At 39.3% G+C, this 22,409-nt stretch carries 17 protein-coding genes; 10 read left to right on the forward strand and 7 right to left on the reverse strand.

The window, feature by feature from the left end; translation table 11 throughout:
* The first annotated feature begins 7 nt into the window (after positions 1-7).
* The 6 genes from pgm to ABN099_RS17160 all read left to right on the forward strand — a co-directional run bounded on the left by pgm (position 8) and on the right by ABN099_RS17160 (position 4,526).
* Complete coding sequence (gene pgm / locus ABN099_RS17135; protein ID WP_349465567.1) at positions 8-1,648, forward strand: phosphoglucomutase (alpha-D-glucose-1,6-bisphosphate-dependent); 1,641 nt, start codon at positions 8-10, stop codon at positions 1,646-1,648.
* Positions 1,649-1,816: 168 nt separating this feature from the next.
* A complete protein-coding gene (locus tag ABN099_RS17140; protein WP_349465569.1) occupies positions 1,817-2,299 on the forward strand; it encodes a DUF1456 family protein in 483 nt (160 codons plus the stop codon).
* Between the two features lie 155 nt (positions 2,300-2,454).
* On the forward strand, positions 2,455-2,697 hold the full coding sequence (locus tag ABN099_RS17145) for a type II toxin-antitoxin system ParD family antitoxin (protein ID WP_349465571.1): 243 nt from the start codon (positions 2,455-2,457) through the stop codon (positions 2,695-2,697).
* Complete coding sequence (locus ABN099_RS17150) at positions 2,690-2,983, forward strand: type II toxin-antitoxin system RelE/ParE family toxin (protein WP_349465573.1); 294 nt, start codon at positions 2,690-2,692, stop codon at positions 2,981-2,983. Before ABN099_RS17145 ends, ABN099_RS17150 begins: the two co-directional genes overlap by 8 nt.
* 369 nt (positions 2,984-3,352) lie before the next feature.
* Complete coding sequence (locus ABN099_RS17155) at positions 3,353-3,559, forward strand: YbfA family protein (RefSeq protein WP_349465575.1); 207 nt, start codon at positions 3,353-3,355, stop codon at positions 3,557-3,559.
* Between the two features lie 223 nt (positions 3,560-3,782).
* Positions 3,783-4,526, forward strand: coding sequence for a type 2 GTP cyclohydrolase I (locus ABN099_RS17160; protein WP_349465577.1), 744 nt, complete (start codon positions 3,783-3,785; stop codon positions 4,524-4,526).
* A gap of 70 nt (positions 4,527-4,596) precedes the next feature.
* Here ABN099_RS17160 and ABN099_RS17165 read toward each other — a convergent pair whose 3' ends face one another.
* The 6 genes from ABN099_RS17165 to ABN099_RS17190 all read right to left on the reverse strand — a co-directional run bounded on the left by ABN099_RS17165 (position 4,597) and on the right by ABN099_RS17190 (position 17,035).
* A complete protein-coding gene (locus ABN099_RS17165) occupies positions 4,597-6,684 on the reverse strand; it encodes an SWIM zinc finger family protein (protein ID WP_349465579.1) in 2,088 nt (695 codons plus the stop codon).
* On the reverse strand, positions 6,681-7,832 hold the full coding sequence (locus tag ABN099_RS17170) for a VWA domain-containing protein (RefSeq protein WP_349465581.1): 1,152 nt from the start codon (positions 7,830-7,832) through the stop codon (positions 6,681-6,683). The genes ABN099_RS17165 and ABN099_RS17170 overlap by 4 nt, the downstream gene beginning before the upstream one ends.
* On the reverse strand, positions 7,819-10,401 hold the full coding sequence (locus ABN099_RS17175; protein WP_349465583.1) for a DUF5682 family protein: 2,583 nt from the start codon (positions 10,399-10,401) through the stop codon (positions 7,819-7,821). The genes ABN099_RS17170 and ABN099_RS17175 overlap by 14 nt, the downstream gene beginning before the upstream one ends.
* 98 nt (positions 10,402-10,499) lie before the next feature.
* Positions 10,500-11,609 (reverse strand): ATP-binding protein, encoded by a 1,110-nt coding sequence (locus ABN099_RS17180; protein ID WP_349465585.1) that lies wholly within the window; start codon positions 11,607-11,609, stop codon positions 10,500-10,502.
* A gap of 84 nt (positions 11,610-11,693) precedes the next feature.
* Positions 11,694-15,422, reverse strand: a complete 3,729-nt coding sequence (locus ABN099_RS17185; RefSeq protein WP_349465587.1) for a DUF4132 domain-containing protein — start codon at positions 15,420-15,422, stop codon at positions 11,694-11,696.
* Between the two features lie 482 nt (positions 15,423-15,904).
* A complete protein-coding gene (locus ABN099_RS17190; protein ID WP_349465589.1) occupies positions 15,905-17,035 on the reverse strand; it encodes a multidrug effflux MFS transporter in 1,131 nt (376 codons plus the stop codon).
* A gap of 103 nt (positions 17,036-17,138) precedes the next feature.
* Here ABN099_RS17190 and ABN099_RS17195 point away from each other — a divergent pair, with 103 nt between their 5' ends.
* A complete protein-coding gene (locus tag ABN099_RS17195; protein WP_349465591.1) occupies positions 17,139-17,900 on the forward strand; it encodes an AraC family transcriptional regulator in 762 nt (253 codons plus the stop codon).
* A gap of 85 nt (positions 17,901-17,985) precedes the next feature.
* Here ABN099_RS17195 and ABN099_RS17200 read toward each other — a convergent pair whose 3' ends face one another.
* Positions 17,986-19,269: a citrate synthase gene (locus tag ABN099_RS17200; RefSeq protein WP_349465593.1), complete on the reverse strand. Its 1,284-nt coding sequence runs from the start codon at positions 19,267-19,269 to the stop codon at positions 17,986-17,988.
* A gap of 624 nt (positions 19,270-19,893) precedes the next feature.
* Here ABN099_RS17200 and sdhC point away from each other — a divergent pair.
* From sdhC to sdhA, 3 genes are read left to right on the forward strand one after another with little or no spacing between them, the layout of a single operon-like run.
* A complete protein-coding gene (gene sdhC, locus ABN099_RS17205) occupies positions 19,894-20,274 on the forward strand; it encodes a succinate dehydrogenase cytochrome b556 subunit (protein ID WP_349465653.1) in 381 nt (126 codons plus the stop codon).
* The gene (gene sdhD / locus ABN099_RS17210; protein ID WP_349465595.1) at positions 20,268-20,612 is read left to right on the forward strand and encodes a succinate dehydrogenase membrane anchor subunit; all 345 of its coding nucleotides are present in this window, start codon (positions 20,268-20,270) and stop codon (positions 20,610-20,612) included. Before sdhC ends, sdhD begins: the two co-directional genes overlap by 7 nt.
* Entirely contained in the window at positions 20,612-22,378 is a 1,767-nt protein-coding gene (gene sdhA / locus ABN099_RS17215) for a succinate dehydrogenase flavoprotein subunit (protein WP_349465597.1), read from the forward strand. Before sdhD ends, sdhA begins: the two co-directional genes overlap by 1 nt.
* Positions 22,379-22,409: the final 31 nt, after the last annotated feature.

Raw genomic sequence — 22,409 nt, forward strand, 5'->3', positions numbered from 1 at the left:
AAGATTTGTGGCAATCCATTCAAGAGCAGGGCAGCATACTCGTCAAAGCGATCTTATCAATGTTGCGCAATTAACCGCACAATATTATTCGCTTAAACCGCAAGTTAGCAACAGCGCTCACCGCGTGAAGTTTGGTACATCGGGTCATCGTGGTAGTGCAAATCGCCAAAGCTTTAATGAAGCACATATTCTTGCTATTGCCCAAGCAATCGCAGAAGTTCGTACTAGAAATGGTGTAACAGGACCATGTTATGTGGGTAAAGATACTCACGCATTGTCAGAGCCCGCATTTATTTCTGTGTTAGAAGTGCTTGCAGCCAATAAAGTGAAGGTCATTATTCAAGAGAATAATGGTTATACACCAACACCTTCTGTGTCGTTCTCTATTCTGACTTATAATCAAGCCCATCAAGATATCGCTGATGGTATTGTTATTACGCCTTCTCATAATCCACCTGAAGATGGTGGTATTAAATATAACCCTTCTAATGGCGGACCCGCTGATACTGATTTAACATCAGTGATTGAGCAGCGTGCTAATGAGCTATTAGAAAATGGGCTTGAGGGTGTAAAACGCCTTTCTTATAACGATGCGTTAGCTAGCGGTTTTATCCAAGAACAAGACCTTATTATGCCTTATGTCACTGCATTAGGTGATGTTGTTGACATGAACGCGATTAAAAAAGCAGGCTTGAAATTGGGTGTTGATCCATTAGGTGGATCTGGAATCGAATATTGGAAACGTATCGCAGAGTATTATGAACTTGATCTTGAATTAGTGAATGATCAAGTTGATCAAACCTTCCGTTTTATGACACTGGATCATGATGGTGTTATTAGAATGGACTGTTCATCACCATGGGCAATGGAAGGTTTATTACAGCTGCGTGATAAATTTGATTTAGCGTTTGCCAACGACCCTGATTATGATCGCCATGGTATTGTAACGCCATCTGGTTTAATGAATCCTAATCACTATTTAGCGGCTGCTATTAATTACCTCTTCCGTCATCGCCCACAATGGTCTAAGAGTGTAAAAGTGGGTAAAACACTGGTTTCTAGTGCGATGATCGACCGTGTTGTTGCCGATTTAGGTCGTGAATTAGTCGAAGTGCCCGTTGGTTTTAAATGGTTTGTAAAAGGCCTATTTAGTGGTGAGTTTGGCTTTGGTGGCGAAGAGAGTGCAGGCGCATCTTTCTTACGTTTTAATGGTCAACCTTGGTCAACAGATAAAGACGGTATTATTTTATGCCTATTAGCCGCTGAAATGACCGCAGTAACAGGTAAAGATCCTCAGCAGCATTACAATGAACTCGCTGAGCGTTTTGGTTCTCCTAGCTATAATCGCATTCAAGCACCTGCAACTCATGAGCAAAAAGCGTTGTTATCTCGCTTATCGCCTGAAATGGTTACTGCAAATACGCTAGCGGGTGATCCGATTACTGCACGTTTAACCCATGCATCAGGTAATGGCGCGTCTATCGGTGGTTTAAAAGTCATGACCGATTATGGCTGGTTTGCGGCACGTCCTTCTGGCACAGAAGAAGCCTACAAAATTTACTGTGAAAGCTTCCGTGGTGCTGAACATCGTGAGCTTATCGAAAAAGAAGCGATAGAAATTGTGAATAACGTTTTTGCTAATAAGTAATCTATTGCATAATAAACTATCGAAGTGAATCGTTGATAACGAATTTAAATACACTCTGCCTATCGGCGGAGTGTATTTTTTTAATCATTAAATATTTTTTAGATCACAGCATTGATATCCATCATTGAGGTTGATTTAGAATAAAAAATAGAGTGGATAATCAATACAATGATAAATAATTTTGTTTTACGTAGTGTTCGTTACATGCTGGATCTGAGTGATGCTCAGGTTGTTGATATTATCAAATTGGCTGATCTCACCGTAACCAAAGAGCAAGTCAACGCCTGGTTAAAAAAAGATGATGAACCAGAGTATGTTGAATGTGACGACAACACGATGGGGCATTTTTTAAATGGCTTAGTATTTTTCCGTCGTGGAAAAGATGATAATTTTCCTGCTCCAGAAGTAGAAACCAGAATAACGAATAATATTGTGTTGAAAAAGTTACGTGTCGCTTTTGAACTGAAAGATGTTGATATGCTTGATATCTTTGAACGTGCCGATTTTCGCGTTTCTAAACCTGAATTAAGCGCTGTTTTCCGCAAGCCTGGTCATAAAAACTACCGTAACTGTGGTGATCAGATTGTAAGGTATTTTCTTAAAGGCTTAACAATGACACTACGTGGTGATGGTAAAGCGGTTAAGAAATAAGCCTGAGGTATTTTAAGCTATAAAATCCGCTAGTTACTGATGACACCCCAAAATTAGCTTTCGATTTTGGGGTGTTTTTTTATAGTATTCATTGGCAAATAAGTGAATTTATTGCTACTGTTGTATTACTAAGTAATACAATGTAGGAAGGACTTATGGCTCGAGTAACTAGTGTAACTTTGGGTGAACATTTTAATGGTTTTGTTGGTGAAATGATTAGCTCAGGACGTTATGGAAATACCTCTGAGGTAATCAGAGATGCTTTACGTATGATGGAAATCAGAGAGGAACGGATTCAAATAGTTCGTAAAATGGTACTAGATGGTGTGAATTCACCAGAAAGTAAAAATAACATGGATGATATTTTTGCAAGAGCTGAAAAGGATTTAAATGTATAAACTTTCTGAATTAGCAGAAGAAGATATTTATCAAATTGCACGTTATACCATCCAACAATTTGGCGTAATTCAGGCAAAAAAATACCATAATGATTTAAAGCAGACATTTGAGCTACTTGCTAGATCTCCTTGGATTGGGCGAGAGTGTCAGTGGGTTTGTGATGGTATGAGACGATTTGAGTTTAAAAAACACTCAATTTATTATCTACCAAAAAATGATGCCTTATTTATTGTTCGCCTTGTACATCATTCAATGGATGTTGATTTTCTTGATTTTCCTGAATAAATATTTCATTATTCACTGCTAAATATATTATTCAGTTGTACATTATTTAGCAGTAGATCTACGTTATTAATACTAAAACCCCCATTCTCGAATATCCCATATCTCCTCGTTGATTTGATTTTTTCCCTTTTTGATACTGTATAGCTGACGTTATTTATTACGATCTTGGTTAAGTAAAATTACTGATCTAATTATGTTATCAATTATGACTACAGTGTTTCACTTTTGTTTCTAAACTGAAATTTAATTACATATCAAGCAAAATAAAGGTGATTTTTCGCACAAATTAAGTGGTCTGATCAGTAGTAAAGTTTCATTAAATGAGGTAAAATTTCAACCATAAAATTAATCTGTATGCAGGAGAACACTATGCCAGCTTATAACGAATATACAAAAAAACATGTTTTAGCCCGTCGCTCTGGTGCCGTTGCGCTAGGTGTTGTGGCATTTCCTGTTATGCTTTTCCATCCTAAACGCGCTCAATTTTATAGCTATATACATCGTGTATGGTCTAAAACCAGTGATAAACCAGTTTGGCTGGCAAAATCAGAAGTGGCACTAAATAGCCACAAATAACAGAACATTAAAATAGCGCCTACTAATGTAGGCGTTATTTTTGCCTCTTCTTAAGCATTTTCTCAGCGCTACGAACTTGTTTCTTCTCATCGTCAAATAATTCCCACTTTTTACGTTACAATAAACAGCAATGCATCACTTAAACGAGTGCTGATTAATCTATTGCTATTTATTGCATTGTTATATAAATAATGGCACTCGTGATAACAGGGAGAAAAATGATATGAAAAATAGTGATCTTGAATTAATTATCAACGAAAAGCTAAGCATCGAGAATTTTCAGGACTATGCGCCTAATGGATTACAAGTCGAAGGGCGTCCTCATATTCAAAAAATAGTAACAGGTGTGACTGCTTGCCAAGCACTGCTAGATGAAGCGATAAAATTAAATGCAGATGCGATTTTGGTTCATCATGGCTATTTTTGGAAAAATGAGCCTACTGTGATTCGCTCAATGAAGCGTAACCGTTTAAAAACATTACTGTGCAACGACATTAATCTTTATGGTTATCATCTGCCGCTAGATGCACATCCTATACTGGGTAATAATGCGCAACTCGCACTAAAGATGGGCGTTAAAATTGAAGGTGAAATCATGCCTTTGCTGCCTAAAGGTGTGTTTGATTTGCCGTTAACGCCGCTTGAATTAAAAGATAGGTTAGAAAAATCCTTACAACGTAATGTGCTCCATTGTGGTGATAATGCACCTGAAACCATTCGTACTATTGCTTGGTGCACGGGTGGCGGGCAAAGCTTTATTCAAGAAGCCGCAGAGCAAGGTGTTGATGCTTTTGTTACTGGTGAAGTGTCAGAACAGACTATTCATATTGCTAGAGAGATGGGTGTTCACTTTTTTGCAGCAGGACATCACGCCACAGAGCGTTATGGTATTAAGGCATTAGGCGAATGGCTTGCTCAAACTCATCATCTTGATGTCACTTTTGTTGATATTGATAATCCAGCTTAATCGGCTTATCAATAGATAGTTTATCTCCCTTAATATGCTAATAAAGTAAGGGAGATAAACCTAGCCCATTTTATTCTTCGTTTAGTTGAATAGGTAATGGGGTTTGTAATTGTTGCAGATTATCGCAGAGCCAAATAAGTCGTAATAATGCTTGGGTATCACGAGAAGTTAACGACAAATAGTGTGCTATTTGATTGGCAATCAATGTTAACCCTAAATCTTCAGCGGTCTGTTTACCTATTTCCAATTGCTCTTTTTGCATCTCAGAAAGTTGCTCTCGACCAGTACAAGCTTGCGCCTCTAATACCGATAAAATCGGGCGACAAAGTTTTTGCGCTAATGTCGGCTCACTGTGATGCATTGCGGTTTGTCGTTTACGTTTTGCCATATATTCTTGGATACGACTTATAAATCCAGACTGCTTTTTCTTACGAGGAAATTGGTCAAAGTCGAGATAAAACATCTCAATACCTTTTTCGCTCTTTATCCAAATTGTTGTTGGCAATAAATCCATATTTAAATCACGTCGAACAGGTTGCACTGTAACCGCAACAATATCTAACTCTTTTTTGGTGAGAAAACGTAACTCTTCAAGGTTATTTTGTGTTGTTCCTTCCCAATAAAGTCTTAGGAAAGCTGAATTTTCATGATTATCTGAAACTTCCCAAATAACACATTGCTCAACTTCATACCAAATTAATGGTTTATAGCTTTTAATATGCAAAACAAGGGGGGAAAGAAACCCTTCTGTTTGAGTGGCAAAGTAATCAGGTAAATCTTGCCAATGATTAACCCCTAACTCAGTTTGCAACTTTTTATAATCGGCAATATCAAGAAAATCAGCTTGGGATTGAGCAAAGCTATCACCTATTGCGGCAAGTTTGCCTTCATCCGAAACACGCGGTTCTTGCAATAAAAAAGGGCGACGCATGAGTTTATCCGCGGTCTGCTTCCATAATGACAAACTATTCCAGACACTATAGCGATTAAACAGCGTATCAAGCTGATTTGGTCGCGCTTGGGTACTTTGTAATAACTGCTTCTCTTCACTATCCCAAAAAGTAAAGGTAGCACCTAAGGCACCACTTTGCGCTGTCCACCAATTAGCACCAATAGGAGTAAGAGATAAACTCACTTTTTTATCATCATATTGACGACGTAGTTGTCCTCTTAATTCTTTGAGTTGTTCTGGTGTCGCTTGTGAGAGTTGGAATAAGTAAGCGGATATTTGCGCCAGTAGACGCAATACGTTGCTCTCATCCATAGTGAAATGTCTATCAGCCAACAGTTTTACTTGTGTACTCAGAGTACGTAAATAAGAGGCTAACCGTGGTAATCCTTCCGCTCGTGCTGACATATTAAGTAGATGAAGCTGTGTTGCGCTACTGGCACTAATATGGGATAACCCTTGGCGCAATAAATCAGCAATAAACTGCTCAATAGTACCAATAAGAGCAAGCTCTTCTGTAACCAATGGTCGTTTTGCGCTATTTACGACCACTAAATCATCAGGCCATTGCCAAGGCTGGTTATATTGTTCAAATAGTTTGGCAACAATGGCTAAATGAAAGGCTTTTTTCTGTGGATCAGAAAAAGGTGATAGCATTCCCTCGTAGCCACTGCCTTGCAAGAAAATAACCGGTTCTTCAATATCAGGTAGTTGAATTTTAAGTTGCGTTCCTAAGTCTTCAACAATCAGTCTATTTTGTTCCCATTGCTCGATTAACTTTATTGCGGTACGACAAGCGGGTTTTCCGGTTTTTTTAATCAGTAACTCAGATTCTAGTGCCAATAATGTTGGAAGAAGAGGGGATAATTCAACAGTATCTATTGCGACTTCAACATATGTATTTTCTAAATTATCAGCACTATTTTCACTAGGTTGATTAGATTGCGTATTGTTAGCCTGTAACCATAAAACGGCGGCTAAAATATGTTTACAACAACCTGATGCAGAACAGTCACAACTGGCTTTTTGAATACCTGCGACATCTAACGTAACTTGTTGCCCATCACTACTAAATTGACCATTATCAGCATCTGTTAATGTCACTTTTTCATTATCGAGATCTTTTCTTGCTCGGCGTAGTAGCCCGGCATTGGCAAATACAGTTAACGCATCTTCATCGTAATGGTAATAAACAGTTTGCCAACTCATTGCATTACCTCGGCTAGCCATTGTGCGAAATGTTCTGGTGTTAATGCGGCAACCTGCATACCTCTGTCTGCTAATTTTTGCGCAATAGCAGAGTCATAGACAGGTTGTGCTTCATCATCAAGTGCAGCAAGTCCTAGTAATTTAACTTGTTGGCTATTAAGCCGTTGTGTGCAATCAAGTAAGCGGTTTAACGAGCCGCCTTCTTCAAAGTCACTAATAAGAGAAATTACTGTTCTTTTTGGATTTTTAACCAATTTTTCGCAATATTGCATGGCGCTGGCAATATCTGTACCACCACCTAACTGTACGGTCATGAGTACTTCAACCGGATCATCGGCAAGATGTGATAAATCGACCACTTGGGTATCAAACACAATTAAAGAGACATTAACGGCAGGTAATGAGGCTAAAATACTGGCACACACTGCGGCATACATAATAGAACTCGACATTGACGCACTTTGGTCAACACAAAGAATAACATCCCACGGAAAATGCTGTTGCATACGTGAGTTGAAATAAGGTGTTTCAATCACTAAGCGTCGATTTTGGGTATCGTAATGTTTTAAATTGGCGGCAATAGTGGCACGCCAGTCAAAATTTCGGCTATTTGGTACTAAAGAGCGTCGAAAACGATTTCTACGACCAGTCAGTGATTGACGAAAGTTATTGCGAATTTGGCGTAAAATATCTTCTACTACTTTGCGAATAATCGTTTTAACAGCATCTCGTGTCTCTTCGCTCATTCTGCCACGTAGACTTAATAGCGTTTTGGCTAATGCTTTAGTGGGTTCCATCGATTTTAACGTATTGGGATCTTTCAGAAAGCTACTGATTTGATAACGCTCAATAGCTTGCGATTGCATACGTTCAAAAGTGCTATTAGGAAACAGCTTACGTGCCTGATTTAACCAGTTAACAGCGGTGAGTTGAGAAGCATCGAGTGAACCATGACGTCCTCGCTCTTGGCGAAGTCCACGTCTTTGGTATTCACGACGATAAAGAAAATCGAGAGTACGCTCAATTTTAAGGTCATCAGCATTAAAGGAGGCTTGCCCTAATGCATCGTCTGCGTATTGACCTAAAATGAGTCGCCAGCGTTTTGCTTGTTGTATTTTATCTTCAGGCATATCGTCATGCTGACTCATGAGCGTTGTCTCCTTTATCTGTTTTCTTTGTTTCAAACCAAGAAAGCATGCCTTGTTCCGTTATTCTCTGTTGTAATTTTTGATTTAGTTTTGTCGCTTCAAGCATCTGTTTAGCACTAAACTCTGATTGCCATAGTGATAATGCTTGTGTGTCTAGACCAATATCATTGGCAATATATTGAGCAAGCTCAGCATTTTGTTTTGGATTGAGTTGGCTAAAAGCAAAGCGCAGATCAGGTAGGATCTGAATAAATCGTGCTTCATCCCACTGTTGCAATAGGGTATTTAGGTGATCAACAAGTAATGGAAGGCGGATCACTAACTCAGGTGCAGTTCGCATAATGCCAACAAAGTAGCCAATCGCTTGTTCTGGGTCACTTCCTGTACTAAAGGTGGTGTTTAATGCTGCTACAAGCGTGCTTTCATCAATATATGAGCCTAAATAACGTAATGCATCGACCGCACCTTTAAGTCGAGGCACATTGTCTAACTGTCCATCAAGACGATTAAGTTGCTGATAAAAATCATTTTTATAATCATGCTGATTATTTAATGATGGCATAAATTCAATCAATTCACGTAAAGAGAGCAATGCCTGTAGATGTATCTCTTGCTGTTGCTCATCTCCTTGAGAAAGTTGTTCTAAGCAGAAAAAGGCTTGAGGAATAACTTGATGCAGACGATTTTCTAAAGCAACGTCATCTTTAATATCAAGATATTGGCGTCCACGCCATAAATGGATTAATTTATGACCACACTGTGTCAATGAATCGAGACGAAAATCTTGTTGTATATAGCTATCTAATAGCTTAAAGAGTGAAGGAATACGCTGGTGGAGCCCAATTAATGCTGCTTGAATTAACAAAGTAACAGCGCTTTGGCTCGAACGGCTTTGACCTTGTTCTTCTAGCTGTTTTTCCATTGCTAATAGTTTTGAAAGAGCAATGGCTTCAAGTTGGGAGCCTTTTTCTGATAATGAAATCAGTTCACCTTCAACGTTTGGTGTCCAAGCATATTGCCACTCTTCAAATAGCAAATCTAACTGATGACCTGAAAGAAAATCGGGTCCATTAATACGGCGAGCAAAATGAATTTCTAAGAAAGCCAATAAATGTAAAAAACGACTTCTTAAACGATGTTGTGCGTTGCGGTAAACATCACACTTGGTGGTTTTTGCTAAGGTGTCATCAAGCTTAAAACGAAAGGCTTTAGCGCGTTCATAGGCCTCATTCACTAAAGGTGGCGTGGCTGTGCCTAAGGGGATTTTACCAAGTAAGTAACCGGAAAAGCAGGTTTTAATTTCTGTCCATAATTCACTTTGACTGTCATCTAAACTGCCTTTGATAAAAGCACTCTGTAGCCCATCTAATAAATCGTAACGACCAGGACCGGCATGTTCTCTTAATAAAGCTAAGCGTAAGCTCTGTTCTGCGGCTAATTTGACAGCAAGGTAACTGGGTGGATTATCAAACTGTTTTTCTCTAATAGCTTGAGCAACATGGCTTAAAAAAGCGATAGCCATTTTATTGCGATAAGCTTGTGTTGGTTGTTTAGCACATTCATTATTTTCGATTCTATCGTGATGTTGTTGCATCACATTTTGCCAAACTTGTTGATAAAAAGCAGGCGATGGCATACCAGAACCATAGCCATTAAGGGCATCTAGGCGATCAAAACTATAACGAATAAGCCAAGCTTGTTCTTTTTCACCCATTTTCTGCATTTTGCCAAATTGCTTCTGTTCTGTACTGGAGATGGCAAATGACGGCGATTGTGGATCTGCCAAACCTTCAATTAAAGCAAGTGTATGAAACCCCCCTGTAACGATAAGAATTTTGGCATTAGGCTCTTGTTGTTTTATCGTTTTAATGTGCGTCAGCATATGGGCTTCACGTTGTGAAGAACCTTCAGCCTCAAGGACTTGTGGTTCATAGTCAAGGCGAGCAAGGGCGCACCAAACAAAGGTGTCGTAAAAGAGAGATTGCCAATTCGCCATATCTTCAATAGTGCGTAACTCAAACAGATGTTCCCAAACATCATCATGGTCACGGCAGTAGCATTTTTTTGCTAACTGAGCAATAAATTGGCTATGGGCTAAATAGCGCTCTTTTTGTAAGCTACGGCTCTGTGAGTCGCTATATTCTTCGTTATTGACTTGTGCTGCCCAAGGTAAATCAATAAAGCGTGTTTTGGCATTAACGCGCAATCCACCACGCAATGCTTGCCACTCTGGTGAATATTCACAGAAAGGGAAATATGCCGAGTGCAACGATTTCTCACTCTCTTCTTGTTCACCATCGTTATGTAAATATTCTGCTTGTCCCATAATAGCGACAGGAGGAAGGGTGTTTTTATCGGTTAAACTCGGGATAAGTGAGTTAAACGTATCAGGACCTTCTATCAATATATAGTCAGGTTTTACTGAATCAATAAGTGATAAAACACCGTATGCACACGCTGGGCTATGATGGCGTACTGGTGCAAAATAGAGATGCTGTTGCTGTAATGATGTCCATTTCAATCGAGCTTGGTCGAGTCTTTCAGGTAAAGTTATTGAAGGTAGCGTCACCGTTGTCATCCCTTTTTTGGGTGAAAATGCCGAGTTTACTCACTCGGCATTTTGTTGATAAATAACCTATTTTAGTACTTAGCAATCAACTATAAGGCTTATTGCCAAAACTCTTTTGATGCGTCAAAGAAGGCTTTCCACTCTTTGCTGTTTCTAGCACGTTCTCTGGCTACGTTATCCATGTAATAACGCATGCGTTTTATATCATCAGCGTTGTCTTTTAATACAACACCAATTAACTGACGTGCTATCGCACCCGCATTGAGAACACCATCACCCAAGTAGTGCGCTTCTAATGCACAGGCATAAGCAATATTTACCGCTTCTGCGGTAGACATTACTGCATCAGGGGTTTTTATATTGCCGCCATCTTGCGTATTACCTGAGCGTAACTCTTGGAATGTCGTTACCAAAAGCGTTACGACATCAGCAGGAACGGTTATTTCACTGGCTAAAGCACCTAATTCATTTTCGAGTTGTGAATGAATTAAAGAGATCTCAAATGCCGGGTCACGAATAGGTTTAACGGTTTCAAAGTTAAAACGACGCTTTAATGCCGCAGACATCTCATGAACACCTCGGTCACGTAAGTTTGCAGTACCAATAAGGTTAAAACCCGGTTTGGCACTAATACGTGCACCATCACCCATTTCAGGGATCATCAGCTGTTTTTCAGACATCAAAGAGACCAGCACATCCTGAATCTCAGGTGGGCAGCGAGTTATCTCTTCAAAGCGAACAATTTTACCTTGTAACATGCCTTGATATAACGGAGAACCCACTAAAGCACGCTCTGTTGGACCTTCCGCTAATAGCAATGCATAGTTCCATGAGTATTTAATGTGGTCTTCTGTTGTACCCGCTGTACCTTGAATAGTTAATCCTGAGTCGCCACTGATTGCTGCAGCAAAAAGTTCAGATAACATCGATTTTGCTGTACCCGGTTCACCAACTAACATTAAACCTTGTTTACCCAATAACGTGACAATTGCACGATCAACTAATGCATCATCGCCAAAAAACTTAGGTGTGATGCCTAATGCATCATCACCTAAAACAAATTGACGAACAGCACGAGGAGAGCGAAGCCATCCTTGTGGTTTAGGATTATTGCTATCCGCTTGTGTTAAACGTTCAAGTTCATCAGCAAATCGAACTTCTGCGCTTTCCCTAATTGCTAGCTGCTCTACAGGTGCTTTTTTAGCCATTATTCTTTCCCAATTATCCCTATTGTTTGCACACAACGGTATATCAACAATTATGTGCAAATATGTTGCTTACCAATATCATTTTTACCAAGGTGTTTTCTTTTCCCACTCAGGATCAAATCCTGCACAGGCATCAGCAATTTTTAGGTAGTCAGCATAGCTTTCTGCTAATAAAATTGGCGGTACTTCTTTTAGCTCAACATTATTGCGATTCCAGTAATCTTGCTGGTTTTTCTCAAAACTTAAATCAAACAGCACCGCTGGAATATTCTCTTCTGGCACATAACTACCACTAAAGCCAATATTGACGTAATAGTTTAAGCTAGAGAAGAACTTATAATAGTGAGAGAACGAACCACCATCTTCAGCTGGGCCACGTTGATAACCCATTTTGGTTAAAATTCCGCGCAATGTGAAGGTATCTGTTATCCAACCTTTTTTATCTTCAATTTCGGTGAGTTTAAGATCTAACTCTGGGATTTTATGTTCCATTTGTGAGAACAAGAATTTCACTTTGTAATCTTTAAAGTGAGCAATCCATGCTTTTCTTTCATCTTCACCAACCAAAGCGGCATGCGCTAATTGAATCAATGAATCATCAGATAAAGTCACTTCATCATCTTCAAGATTAAGTAATGCACCATCATCAGAAGGGCGGAATGTATTGATGACTTGATTATCTTTCACTTCTTGCCAAACAAGCTGTTCAATCAGTTTGTGCATAATAGGGTGAGCGAGAATATATTCTTGCCAATCAGCACTTAACCACTGACGTTGTGCGCACATTGCTTCATATAAACGCACGCTTTGCAGCTCAATAACTTGTTTTAGCTCTTTCTTACTGGAAGTGAAGAGTTTTTTCGCTTCTTTAATTAGCTCTGCATCATCATTTTTACGTGCTGCTGGAAGCGCTTTAACTTCTTTTCCTTCTGGATTAAATAGCACTAACTTTTGCTTAGCATCCATTTTTGCCGTAAAGATACGCTCGCCATATTCCAGTACTAAAGTACCGGTATCATCAAATCCAGCCGTTGGAATGGTTCTGTCAGCTAATTCATCAGCGCTCCAACCATTACGCTCTGCAATAAGCGTAACAAGGTTACGTGCTTTTTCTTGCACTGATGCGGTGCGATAACGGCGTGAAAGCGAGAGTAATAACTGAATAATAATGGGGTCATTACTTGAAGCAACAGCATCAATCATCGCTTCAATTTGCGCGCGGCGCTGATAGTGATCACGCATATAGTTACGTAATACAGATACAGCCACATGACCTTCGATACCACAAATTAGTGCCAGCATCCCTTTATCACTAATAGCAGAGCCTAAATAACGACGCAGTACTTCGTTTTTAATCTCTTCAACCACTTGTTCTAATGTGAAGTCGGTATATTTAGCATAGTATTCAGGGTAGCGTTTAGCCCAGTTTTGATAATTACTTAAGCGTCCCGGTGCTTCTCGTTGAGCTTCTACCATTGCTTCTTCAAGTGTTGGACCTTTAACATCTTGAGCCACAAAAGTATGCAGAATAAAGCTAGACAGTTTATGTTGGCTTTCTGCGGAAAGTAGACCAATATAGCGTTGAAGTAATGCGTTACCCCCTGGCATTTTTAGTTTTACTGCCAGAATAATCCACCAACGAATAATCGCAGGATCAACCGTTTTTTTGTTTTGCCATGTTAATGCAGGAATAGCATCAAAATTAAACCACGCTAAACTTGCTGGTGCCTTGGCTTTTAATCCTTTTTCTGCTTCTGCTAATAGGGTTTTTGGTGAGAGATAACTAGAGATATCAACACCTAATTGTTCTAACGCAGTAAGCAATGAAGCACGAACAATTTCACGTTTCTCTTTTTTCAATAACGCATTAAGAGCAGGCAATGAATCTGGATTATTCAAACGTGCCAGCCATTCTATTGCGGTTACACGGATCTCTTGTTTACTTGAAGATAAGCCTTCTTGAGCACTTAAATGAATATTAGGCAGTGTTTCTAATAACTTTTGTGCAGAAACACGGTGAGTTTTGTTTTCACCTAACGCTAATTCCATAATACGCGGTACAAATTGAGATGGAATAGTCGGGAATCGAGCCAAAACATCAACAGCTTGCGATGTTTCAAACTGACGATAACGATGCTCACTTTGATTTGGCATCAAATTGAGTGCTTCTGCAATAAAATCAGAATATTGAGAGAAGAAAGGCCATACTTGTTCTGGTTTGCGGAAACGACGTAATCCATCTTGATAAGATTCTAAACACAGTGCAGCAGTCACGCGTGTTGCATTTTTAAAACTACATCGTTGTAGTACGTTTTCAATATGACGTAATTCAATATCACTAAATAAGCGCTCAGGAATTTCGCCATTAAAATAGTGTGAAGAGAAATGTTCTGCATGTTGACGATTATTAGTAATTAATCGGACCGCATGGAAAAAAGTGTATTCAGGTAAATTTTGGACACGATTCTTATGTTTGATAATTTGAATTTCATTGGACTGAATAGAACCTTGTCCACTATTTAATTTATCAACTAATGCACGACACTGTTTGTCATCAAGTTTGCACAGATCTTTATAATGGCGTTGTGCCCAATTATAAGAGTGTTTTGAGGTTTTATTTTCTTCAATTTCACGCTCTGCGTTTTCTTTCGCTTTTTCTAAAATCTCATGATAGTTATTAACCAGAATATCACGCGTACTTTCTGGTAATGGCGTATCTTCTAGCGGCGTAAAATCAGGTGCTTCTATCGCTTCAATGGTATTTGCATTATCAATAACATTAAAACGTAATAGGGCGCTTTCAATACTTTTTTGTACCGCTTTAGAGATTTCATTCTTTAGTGCTTCTTCTAGCACATCACGGTTTTCACCTTGGCGAGCAAATAAATCAGCTGCTTGTGTACGCTGTTTTGGTGTGCCGTTAAGTAAAACATGAGTTAAATTTGCTTTAACGATATCGGCAGGCAAGGTATTAAGAATAGGCTCTGCCGCTTTTTTGACCGTTTTTAAGCTGCTGGTGGCAAGTAAAATAATCACATCAGCAAAGGTATCGCGCAGTATGGTGTTTTTATTAAGGTAGTTAATAAGCTCAACTAAGCCATTTGCAGATAACTTCTCAATTAAAGTTGTTCGAACAAATTCTTGGTGTTCAAGTACGTAATCATGTAAGTCAGATAGCTCATAAATACGCTTAAGATTTGTTGCATAGTATTCAGAAATATCTTTTCTATCAAATACGGCAAATAACGCATTTTCACCCGCGATATTCGCTTCTTGCGCCACCAGATCGGCGATAAACGCCATACTCCAATGTTTTCTATGCTCTAAGTTGAGCTTATTTGCATTCTCAAAAGTGTTATAAAACACATCAATTAACAGATAAAGCACCCATGTTGGTACTTCTTTTGTGGTGACTTTAATATTGATATCTTGACATGCAGCTGCAAGCACTTTGCCATAACGTGCAATTTGCTCTGCTGAAAAGCCATCGCCGACTTTAGAGTAAAGTTTGTGTCGAGCATTAAGACCTTGGGTGATAACTTTGCTGTATTTACCTGTATTAACACTATGAGCATACCACCACTCTAAAGTGCCAGGTTTATCAAAGTAAACTGCCGCTGTTGAAGCATCCAGCTTATTTAATTCAAAAAGAACCTCAGGATTTTCACCAGTGAGCACATAGTTTAATGCACGCTTAGGTAATTCTTCATCAAATGTAGCGAGTAGTACAAGAGATTCCTGAAGGTATTTTTCGGTTATTGCGACATCTTTTTTCCCAAAGATAGGAAAAATGTCTAAGATTTTTTTTATCACGCCAGTTCCTTAAGCTATGTATGGATAAACAGTTTTTTTTACCATGAAATAGCGAAACGAACAATTTGATTATCCGCTGTTGGTATTAGCGTGTTCTGTATGTTTTGTGAAATTTATAGAGATAAACGCTAAAAAATATCGCTTAACTTTATTAACATTCAATTTATCTTTATATAGATGCTTATATCAGGAAAAACGACTGAAAATGAAGAAGTGATAAATAAGGCATTTATTGTGGGATTTAAAAAAATTAAGAATTGTCTGTTGAGTGGAATAAGCGTTAATACTTATCAAAACCGATTAAAAAATAACAGTAAGAAATACACCGAATAATAAGCGAAAACCCAGTGCCATTAATCAACGCTAGATAAGAATATTATGGCTTAAAAAAAAAGAAAAAAATAAGGCATTCATAGGAAAAATTAATGCGCTTTAAGGTAATAACATAAAAACAGCCTCTTAAAAGAGGCTGCTGAGGTTTATTATTTTTTTGACTGACCACAATAAGAGAGTATTAATGAACCCGCACTGCAAATAAGTAGGGTTATGGCTAAATCTTGTCCCCATCCTGCCAGTGCAAGCCCACCACCAATAAATAAATAATAGAATAGACCTAATAATGCACCCGCGGTGCCTAAACGGTCTTTATATTGCGCTAAAGCTGTCGCGAGTATATTGGGAATAGCAATACCATAAGCAATAACACTCCCCATCATTGGAATAATAAAACTAATGTGATTACGTAATAAATAAACACCGATCGCACTGATTAACGCGATAACGCTGGCTAATAACACTAACTGTGCACATGACCACTGACGGTTTAATAACGCTTTATTAATAAAAGAGCCAATACCAACACCTAATGCTAATACAATACCGCTATAACCAAAGGTACTGGCACTATAGCCTTGTTTATCAAACATAAAAGGTGCCAGCTGATAATAAGCAAATAAACTGATATTAAAAAAGGCAATTAATAACACTGTTTTGGCAATTTGCTTATCACCTAGCATTTTTATTGCAGTCTCTCCTAATGGAGAGGTTTTTATCGTTTCAGGGCGGCTTTCTGGTAATGCAAACGTGCTCCATAACAATAAAATAACCGCAAGCAATGCAAGCCCACTAAACACGCCTTGATAACCAGCGTAGTTTACTAGTAACGAACCACTTAACATGCCAATTGCTGGGCTTAATGCGATAGCTGCACCCATAACGGAGAAAACTTTCGCTAATTCATCGCCACTATAGACATCTCGCATAATCGTTTGTGTTCCTACGGATCCTACCGCTGCACCAAATGCGGATAACATGCGTAATCCCAATAAAACCGAGAAGTCTTGCGTCATAAATACACCAAGACATGCAATGGCATAAATAAATAGCCCAGCAAGCATAGTCGGACGACGCCCAATGACATCACATAACCGACCCCATATAATGACGCCCAGTGCAAAAGCAAAAAAATAGAGCGAAAGTGTTTGTCCAGCTTCACCTGCACTAACCTTAAAGCCGTTTGAAATATCAGTAAGCGCTGGGCTATAAATGGTTTCTGCAATTTGGGGAAACATCATTAACGCAATTGCTAACCATAAAGAGAGTTTTCTGTTCATCTGTTGTATATCCTGAAACGTTAAATCTTGATGACAGAATACAGAGATAAATAATGTCTAGTTATAAACATAAAGACATATTATTTTCCAAATAGGACAAGTAATGGCTTGGCTTAATCAATACGACCACTTTGTGCCAGAAGAGCATCTTGCATCAGTCGTTGGTATTGCAGCAGAAATGGGAAAGCACGATTCAGGTTTTCATTCGCACGATAGAGGGCAATTGTTATTTACGCAATCTGGCTGTATGAGAATAACATTGTCTGATCGGGTGTCTGTATTACCACCAATGCGAATAGCATGGATCCCACCTAAAATAGCGCATCGTGTAGAAATGTATGCCTCTGTTGGTTATCGTTCAGTTTATCTCTCTGATAAATATCATGATAATTTTCCTATAGAGAGTGAAATTTTAACCATTTCACCACTGCTTAGAGAAGTATTAGAACGAATTACAATTGCAGATTTTGAAACTCAGTGGGAAGAAGGGCGCTATGCTAATTTGCTGGCGGTATTCTTTGATGAAATAAAACAGTCTCAACGACAACCTAATCACTTATCAATGCCTAAAGATAGGCGATTAAGTAAATTATCATTTCATGAATTACCACCACCGTTGCAAGAGATGGCAAAACATGTCGGTGCCAGCGAAAAAACGATTACACGCTTGTTTTATAAAGAGACAGGATTAAGTTATCAGCAGTGGCGACAGCAGTGGCGATTAATGAAAGCTATCGAATTATTAGCTATGCATCATCGTTATATTGATATTAGCCAAATATTAGGCTTTGCCAGTGATAGTGCATTTATTACTTTTTTTAAAAAAATGACCGGGCAAACACCACAGGAATATTTGAAAAATTAATCGTGCTGTTTTATTTGTGACTTAAAACATAAAGCCCCGATAGTTAACGGGGCTTAGCAAGAGAAAAAGCGAATCTTAAATTAACTTATTTCTTTTTGGTATTACTGTGGAACTCACGTTCATCATAACCAGTATAAAGCTGGCGAGGACGTGCAATTTTCAGCCCATCTTCATGCATTTCATTCCAGTGAGCAATCCAACCAATAGTACGTGCTATCGCAAAGATTACCGTAAACATATTAGATGGAATACCTAATGCTTTGAGAATAATACCTGAGTAGAAATCTACGTTAGGGTAGAGTTTTTTCTCAATAAAGTACGGGTCGTTTAATGCAATACGTTCTAATTCCATTGCCACTTCAAGCAAGCTGTCATTCAGATTTAACTCTTTCAGCACTTCGTGACAAGTTTCACGCATTACTGTTGCACGTGGATCATAGTTTTTATAAACGCGGTGACCAAAGCCCATTAAGCGGAAAGAGTCATTTTTATCTTTTGCGCGTTTAATAAATTCAGGGATGTGTTCGACCGTTTTAATCTCTTCCAACATACGCAAGCATGCTTCGTTTGCACCGCCATGAGCCGGTCCCCAAAGAGAGGCGATACCCGCAGCAATACAGGCAAATGGGTTTGCACCAGAAGAGCCTGCAGTACGTACAGTTGATGTTGATGCATTTTGTTCGTGATCTGCGTGCAGGATTAAAATTCTGTCCATTGCGCGTTCAAGAACAGGGTTAATCACATACTCTTCGCAAGGTGTTGCAAACATCATATGAAGGAAGTTACCTGCATATGAAAGGTCGTTACGCGGATAAACAAAAGGTTGACCGATAGAGTATTTGTAACACATGGCGGCGACGGTTGGCATTTTAGAGAGCAGGCGATAAGCCGTAATATCACGGTGAACAGGATTACTAACATCAAGAGCATCATGATAGAACGCCGCTAGTGCACCAGTCACACCACATAAAACAGCCATTGGGTGAGAGTCACGACGGAATCCATTGAACAGTCGAGTGATTTGTTCATGGATCATTGTATGGCGAGTTACCGTCTTCTTAAAGTTGTCGTATTGCTCTTGTGTAGGAGCTTCGCCATAAAGCAAAATGTAACAAACTTCTAAATATGTTGATTCCGTTGCTAATTGCCCAATAGGAAAACCACGGTGGAGTAATATGCCGTTTTCACCATCGATAAAAGTAATTTTTGACTCACAAGATGCGGTTGAAGTAAAGCCGGGATCATAGGTGTAATAACCTTTGGAGCCGAGAGTACGAATATCAATGACTTTGGAACCGAGTGTAGGGGTGAGAACGTCCAAATCCGCAGATGTATCATCTATCGTTAGCTTAGCTTTGTTATCAGCCATTTATAATCTCCTTAGCGCTTATTAATCTCCTAACATTGTCGAGTGTTATCTTCATAAAGATGCACTTCGATAGTGAAACTATAGTTGATGTAGGATACCTAGCGAGTTTTATTTAATGCCAATAAAAATCTAGGTCTATAGTGTGCCACTTATGTTACGGAGCTTTTGATGTTATGTTTTTTTAGGTGCTTTTTTATGCAATGCACTTAGAATTAGTACTGCCAACACTTTTACATAAGTTTGCGGTTTCTGGAAGCGTGTTTGCGCACAAAAAAAACATAATCATTAAAATTATGCAGTAAATGTAATTAAAATGTTGTACATGTGTCAAAAATGATAACCATTTTTGCATCAGATGTATGAGATCGTGATCCCTCTCACTGTTCGAGGCAAATGTCAGGCACACTAGTTGTGTGGTAATTGTAATAATTTTGTGAAGGACTTATACTGCGCTCAGGTCTCCGGAACCGCTGTTGTATGGAGAACCAGCGTAACGAATCCACAATTTTCGTAAAATAGACGGAATTAACATTTTACTTAAAATGTGCCTTTGTACCCCATTCGCTGTTTGATTTCCATCCAGGTCCGGAGGAAGGAAAAATTATAAAAGCTGTGTGGGCATAAATTGTGAAAAAACAAAGACCTGTCAATCTGGATTTACAGACGATACAGTTTCCACTACCTGCTATCGCATCGATCTTGCATCGCGTCTCTGGGGTTATCATGTTAGTCGCAGTTGGTATTCTACTGTGGTTACTTGGCACCTCTCTCTCATCTCCTGAAGGTTTTCAGCAAACAGCTGAAATAATGACTGGCTTCTTCGCAAAATTTATTTTGTGGGGCATCCTAACAGCATTGGCATACCATATTTGTGGTGGTATCCGTCATATGTTGATGGACTTCGGCTTTATTGATGAAACATTGATTGTTGGTCGCAATTCAGCGGCAATTTCAATGGTAATTACTGTTATTTTATCAATATTGGCGGGGGTATTAGTATGGTAAGTAATTCATCGACTTTGGGCCGTACTGGTATTCAAGATTGGTTATTCTTACGTGCCACTGCCATCATCATTGTTTTATATGTGCTCTATTTTTTGGGTTTTATTGCAACAACTGACATTACTTATGAAGTATGGCGTGGGTTCTTTAGCTCATCCTTAACCAAAGTTTTCACCATATTGACTCTGCTTTCTATTCTTATTCATGCATGGATCGGAATGTGGCAAGTGTTAACGGATTATATTAAATCAGTGGCGTTACGCTTAACTCTACAACTTATTATCGTAGTTGCGCTGTTGGTTTATCTTATTTATGGAACAATTGTGGTGTGGGGTGTGTAATGAATCTGCCAATAAGAGAGTTTGACGCCGTCGTTATTGGGGCTGGTGGTGCGGGAATGCGCGCTGCTTTACAGATTTCCCAAATGGGGCTGTCATGTGCACTAATATCTAAAGTTTTTCCAACGCGTTCTCATACTGTTTCAGCTCAAGGTGGTATTACCGTTGCATTAGGTAATACACATGAAGATAACTGGGAATGGCATATGTACGATACCGTTAAAGGTTCTGATTATATCGGTGACCAAGATGCTATCGAATACATGTGCAAAACTGGCCCAGAAGCAATTTTAGAGCTAGAACATATGGGGCTACCATTTTCTCGTCTTGATGATGGTCGCATCTACCAACGTCCTTTTGGTGGTCAGTCTAGAAATTTTGGTGGTGAACAAGCTGCACGTACTGCTGCTGCTGCTGACCGTACAGGACACGCATTATTACACACCCTTTATCAACAGAATTTAAAAAATCATACAACCATTTTTTCTGAATGGTATTCACTGGATTTAGTGAAGAACCAAGATGGCGATATCGTTGGTTGTACTGCAATTTGCATTGAAACGGGTGAAGTTGTCTATTTTAAAGCGAGCGCAACCATTTTGGCTACAGGTGGTGCTGGTCGTATTTATCAATCAACCACTAATGCGCATATTAATACTGGTGATGGTGTTGGTATGGCGGTTCGTGCAGGAGTTCCTCTGCAAGATATGGAAATGTGGCAATTCCATCCAACCGGTATTGCTGGCGCGGGTGTGTTAGTGACAGAAGGTTGCCGTGGTGAAGGTGGATATCTACTAAATAAAGACGGCGAACGCTTTATGGAACGCTATGCACCAAATGCCAAAGACCTTGCCGGTCGAGACGTTGTTGCACGTTCTATTATGATTGAAATCCGTGAAGGTCGTGGTTGTGATGGTCCTTGGGGGCCTCATGCTAAATTGAAACTCGATCATCTTGGTAAAGAAGTTCTGGAGTCTCGCTTACCTGGTATTCTTGATCTTTCTCGTACTTTTGCTCACGTTGATCCTATTAAAGAGCCAATTCCGGTAATTCCTACTTGTCACTATATGATGGGTGGTATTCCAACAAAAGTAACGGGTCAAGCTATTCGAGTGAATGAAAAAGGCGAAGACGAAGTTATTCCAGGCTTATTCGCTGTTGGTGAAATTGCTTGTGTATCTGTTCATGGTGCAAACCGTTTAGGTGGTAACTCGCTACTTGACTTAGTGGTATTTGGTCGCTCTGCGGGGGTTCACTTAAAAGAGTCACTTATGGAACAAGGTACAATGCGTGAAGCGAGCGATTCAGATGTTGAAGCCGCATTGACGCGTTTAAATCGCTGGGAAAATAATCGCTCTGGTGAAGATCCCGTTGAAATTCGTAAAGCACTGCAATCTTGTATGCAGCATAACTTCTCAGTATTCCGTGAAGGTGATGCAATGGCGAAAGGCTTAGAAGAGCTGAAAGTCATTCGTGAGCGCTTACACAACGCACGACTTGATGATAATTCAAGCGAATTTAATACCCAGCGTATTGAGTGCTTAGAATTAGATAACCTGATGGAAACAGCATATGCCACAGCGGTATCTGCAAACTATCGTACAGAAAGTCGTGGTGCTCATAGCCGTTTCGATTACCCAGAACGTGATGATGCGAACTGGTTATGCCATACATTATATCAACCGCAAACCGAAACAATGACACGACGTGAAGTCAATATGCAGCCGAAACTGCGTGAGGCTTTCCCTCCAAAAGTGCGTACATATTAATTAGCGGTGTTATTGAAGTTGCGGAGACTCA

The sequence above is a fragment of the Proteus hauseri genome (assembly GCF_040139125.1).
GTDB classification, from domain to species: domain Bacteria; phylum Pseudomonadota; class Gammaproteobacteria; order Enterobacterales; family Enterobacteriaceae; genus Proteus; species Proteus hauseri_B.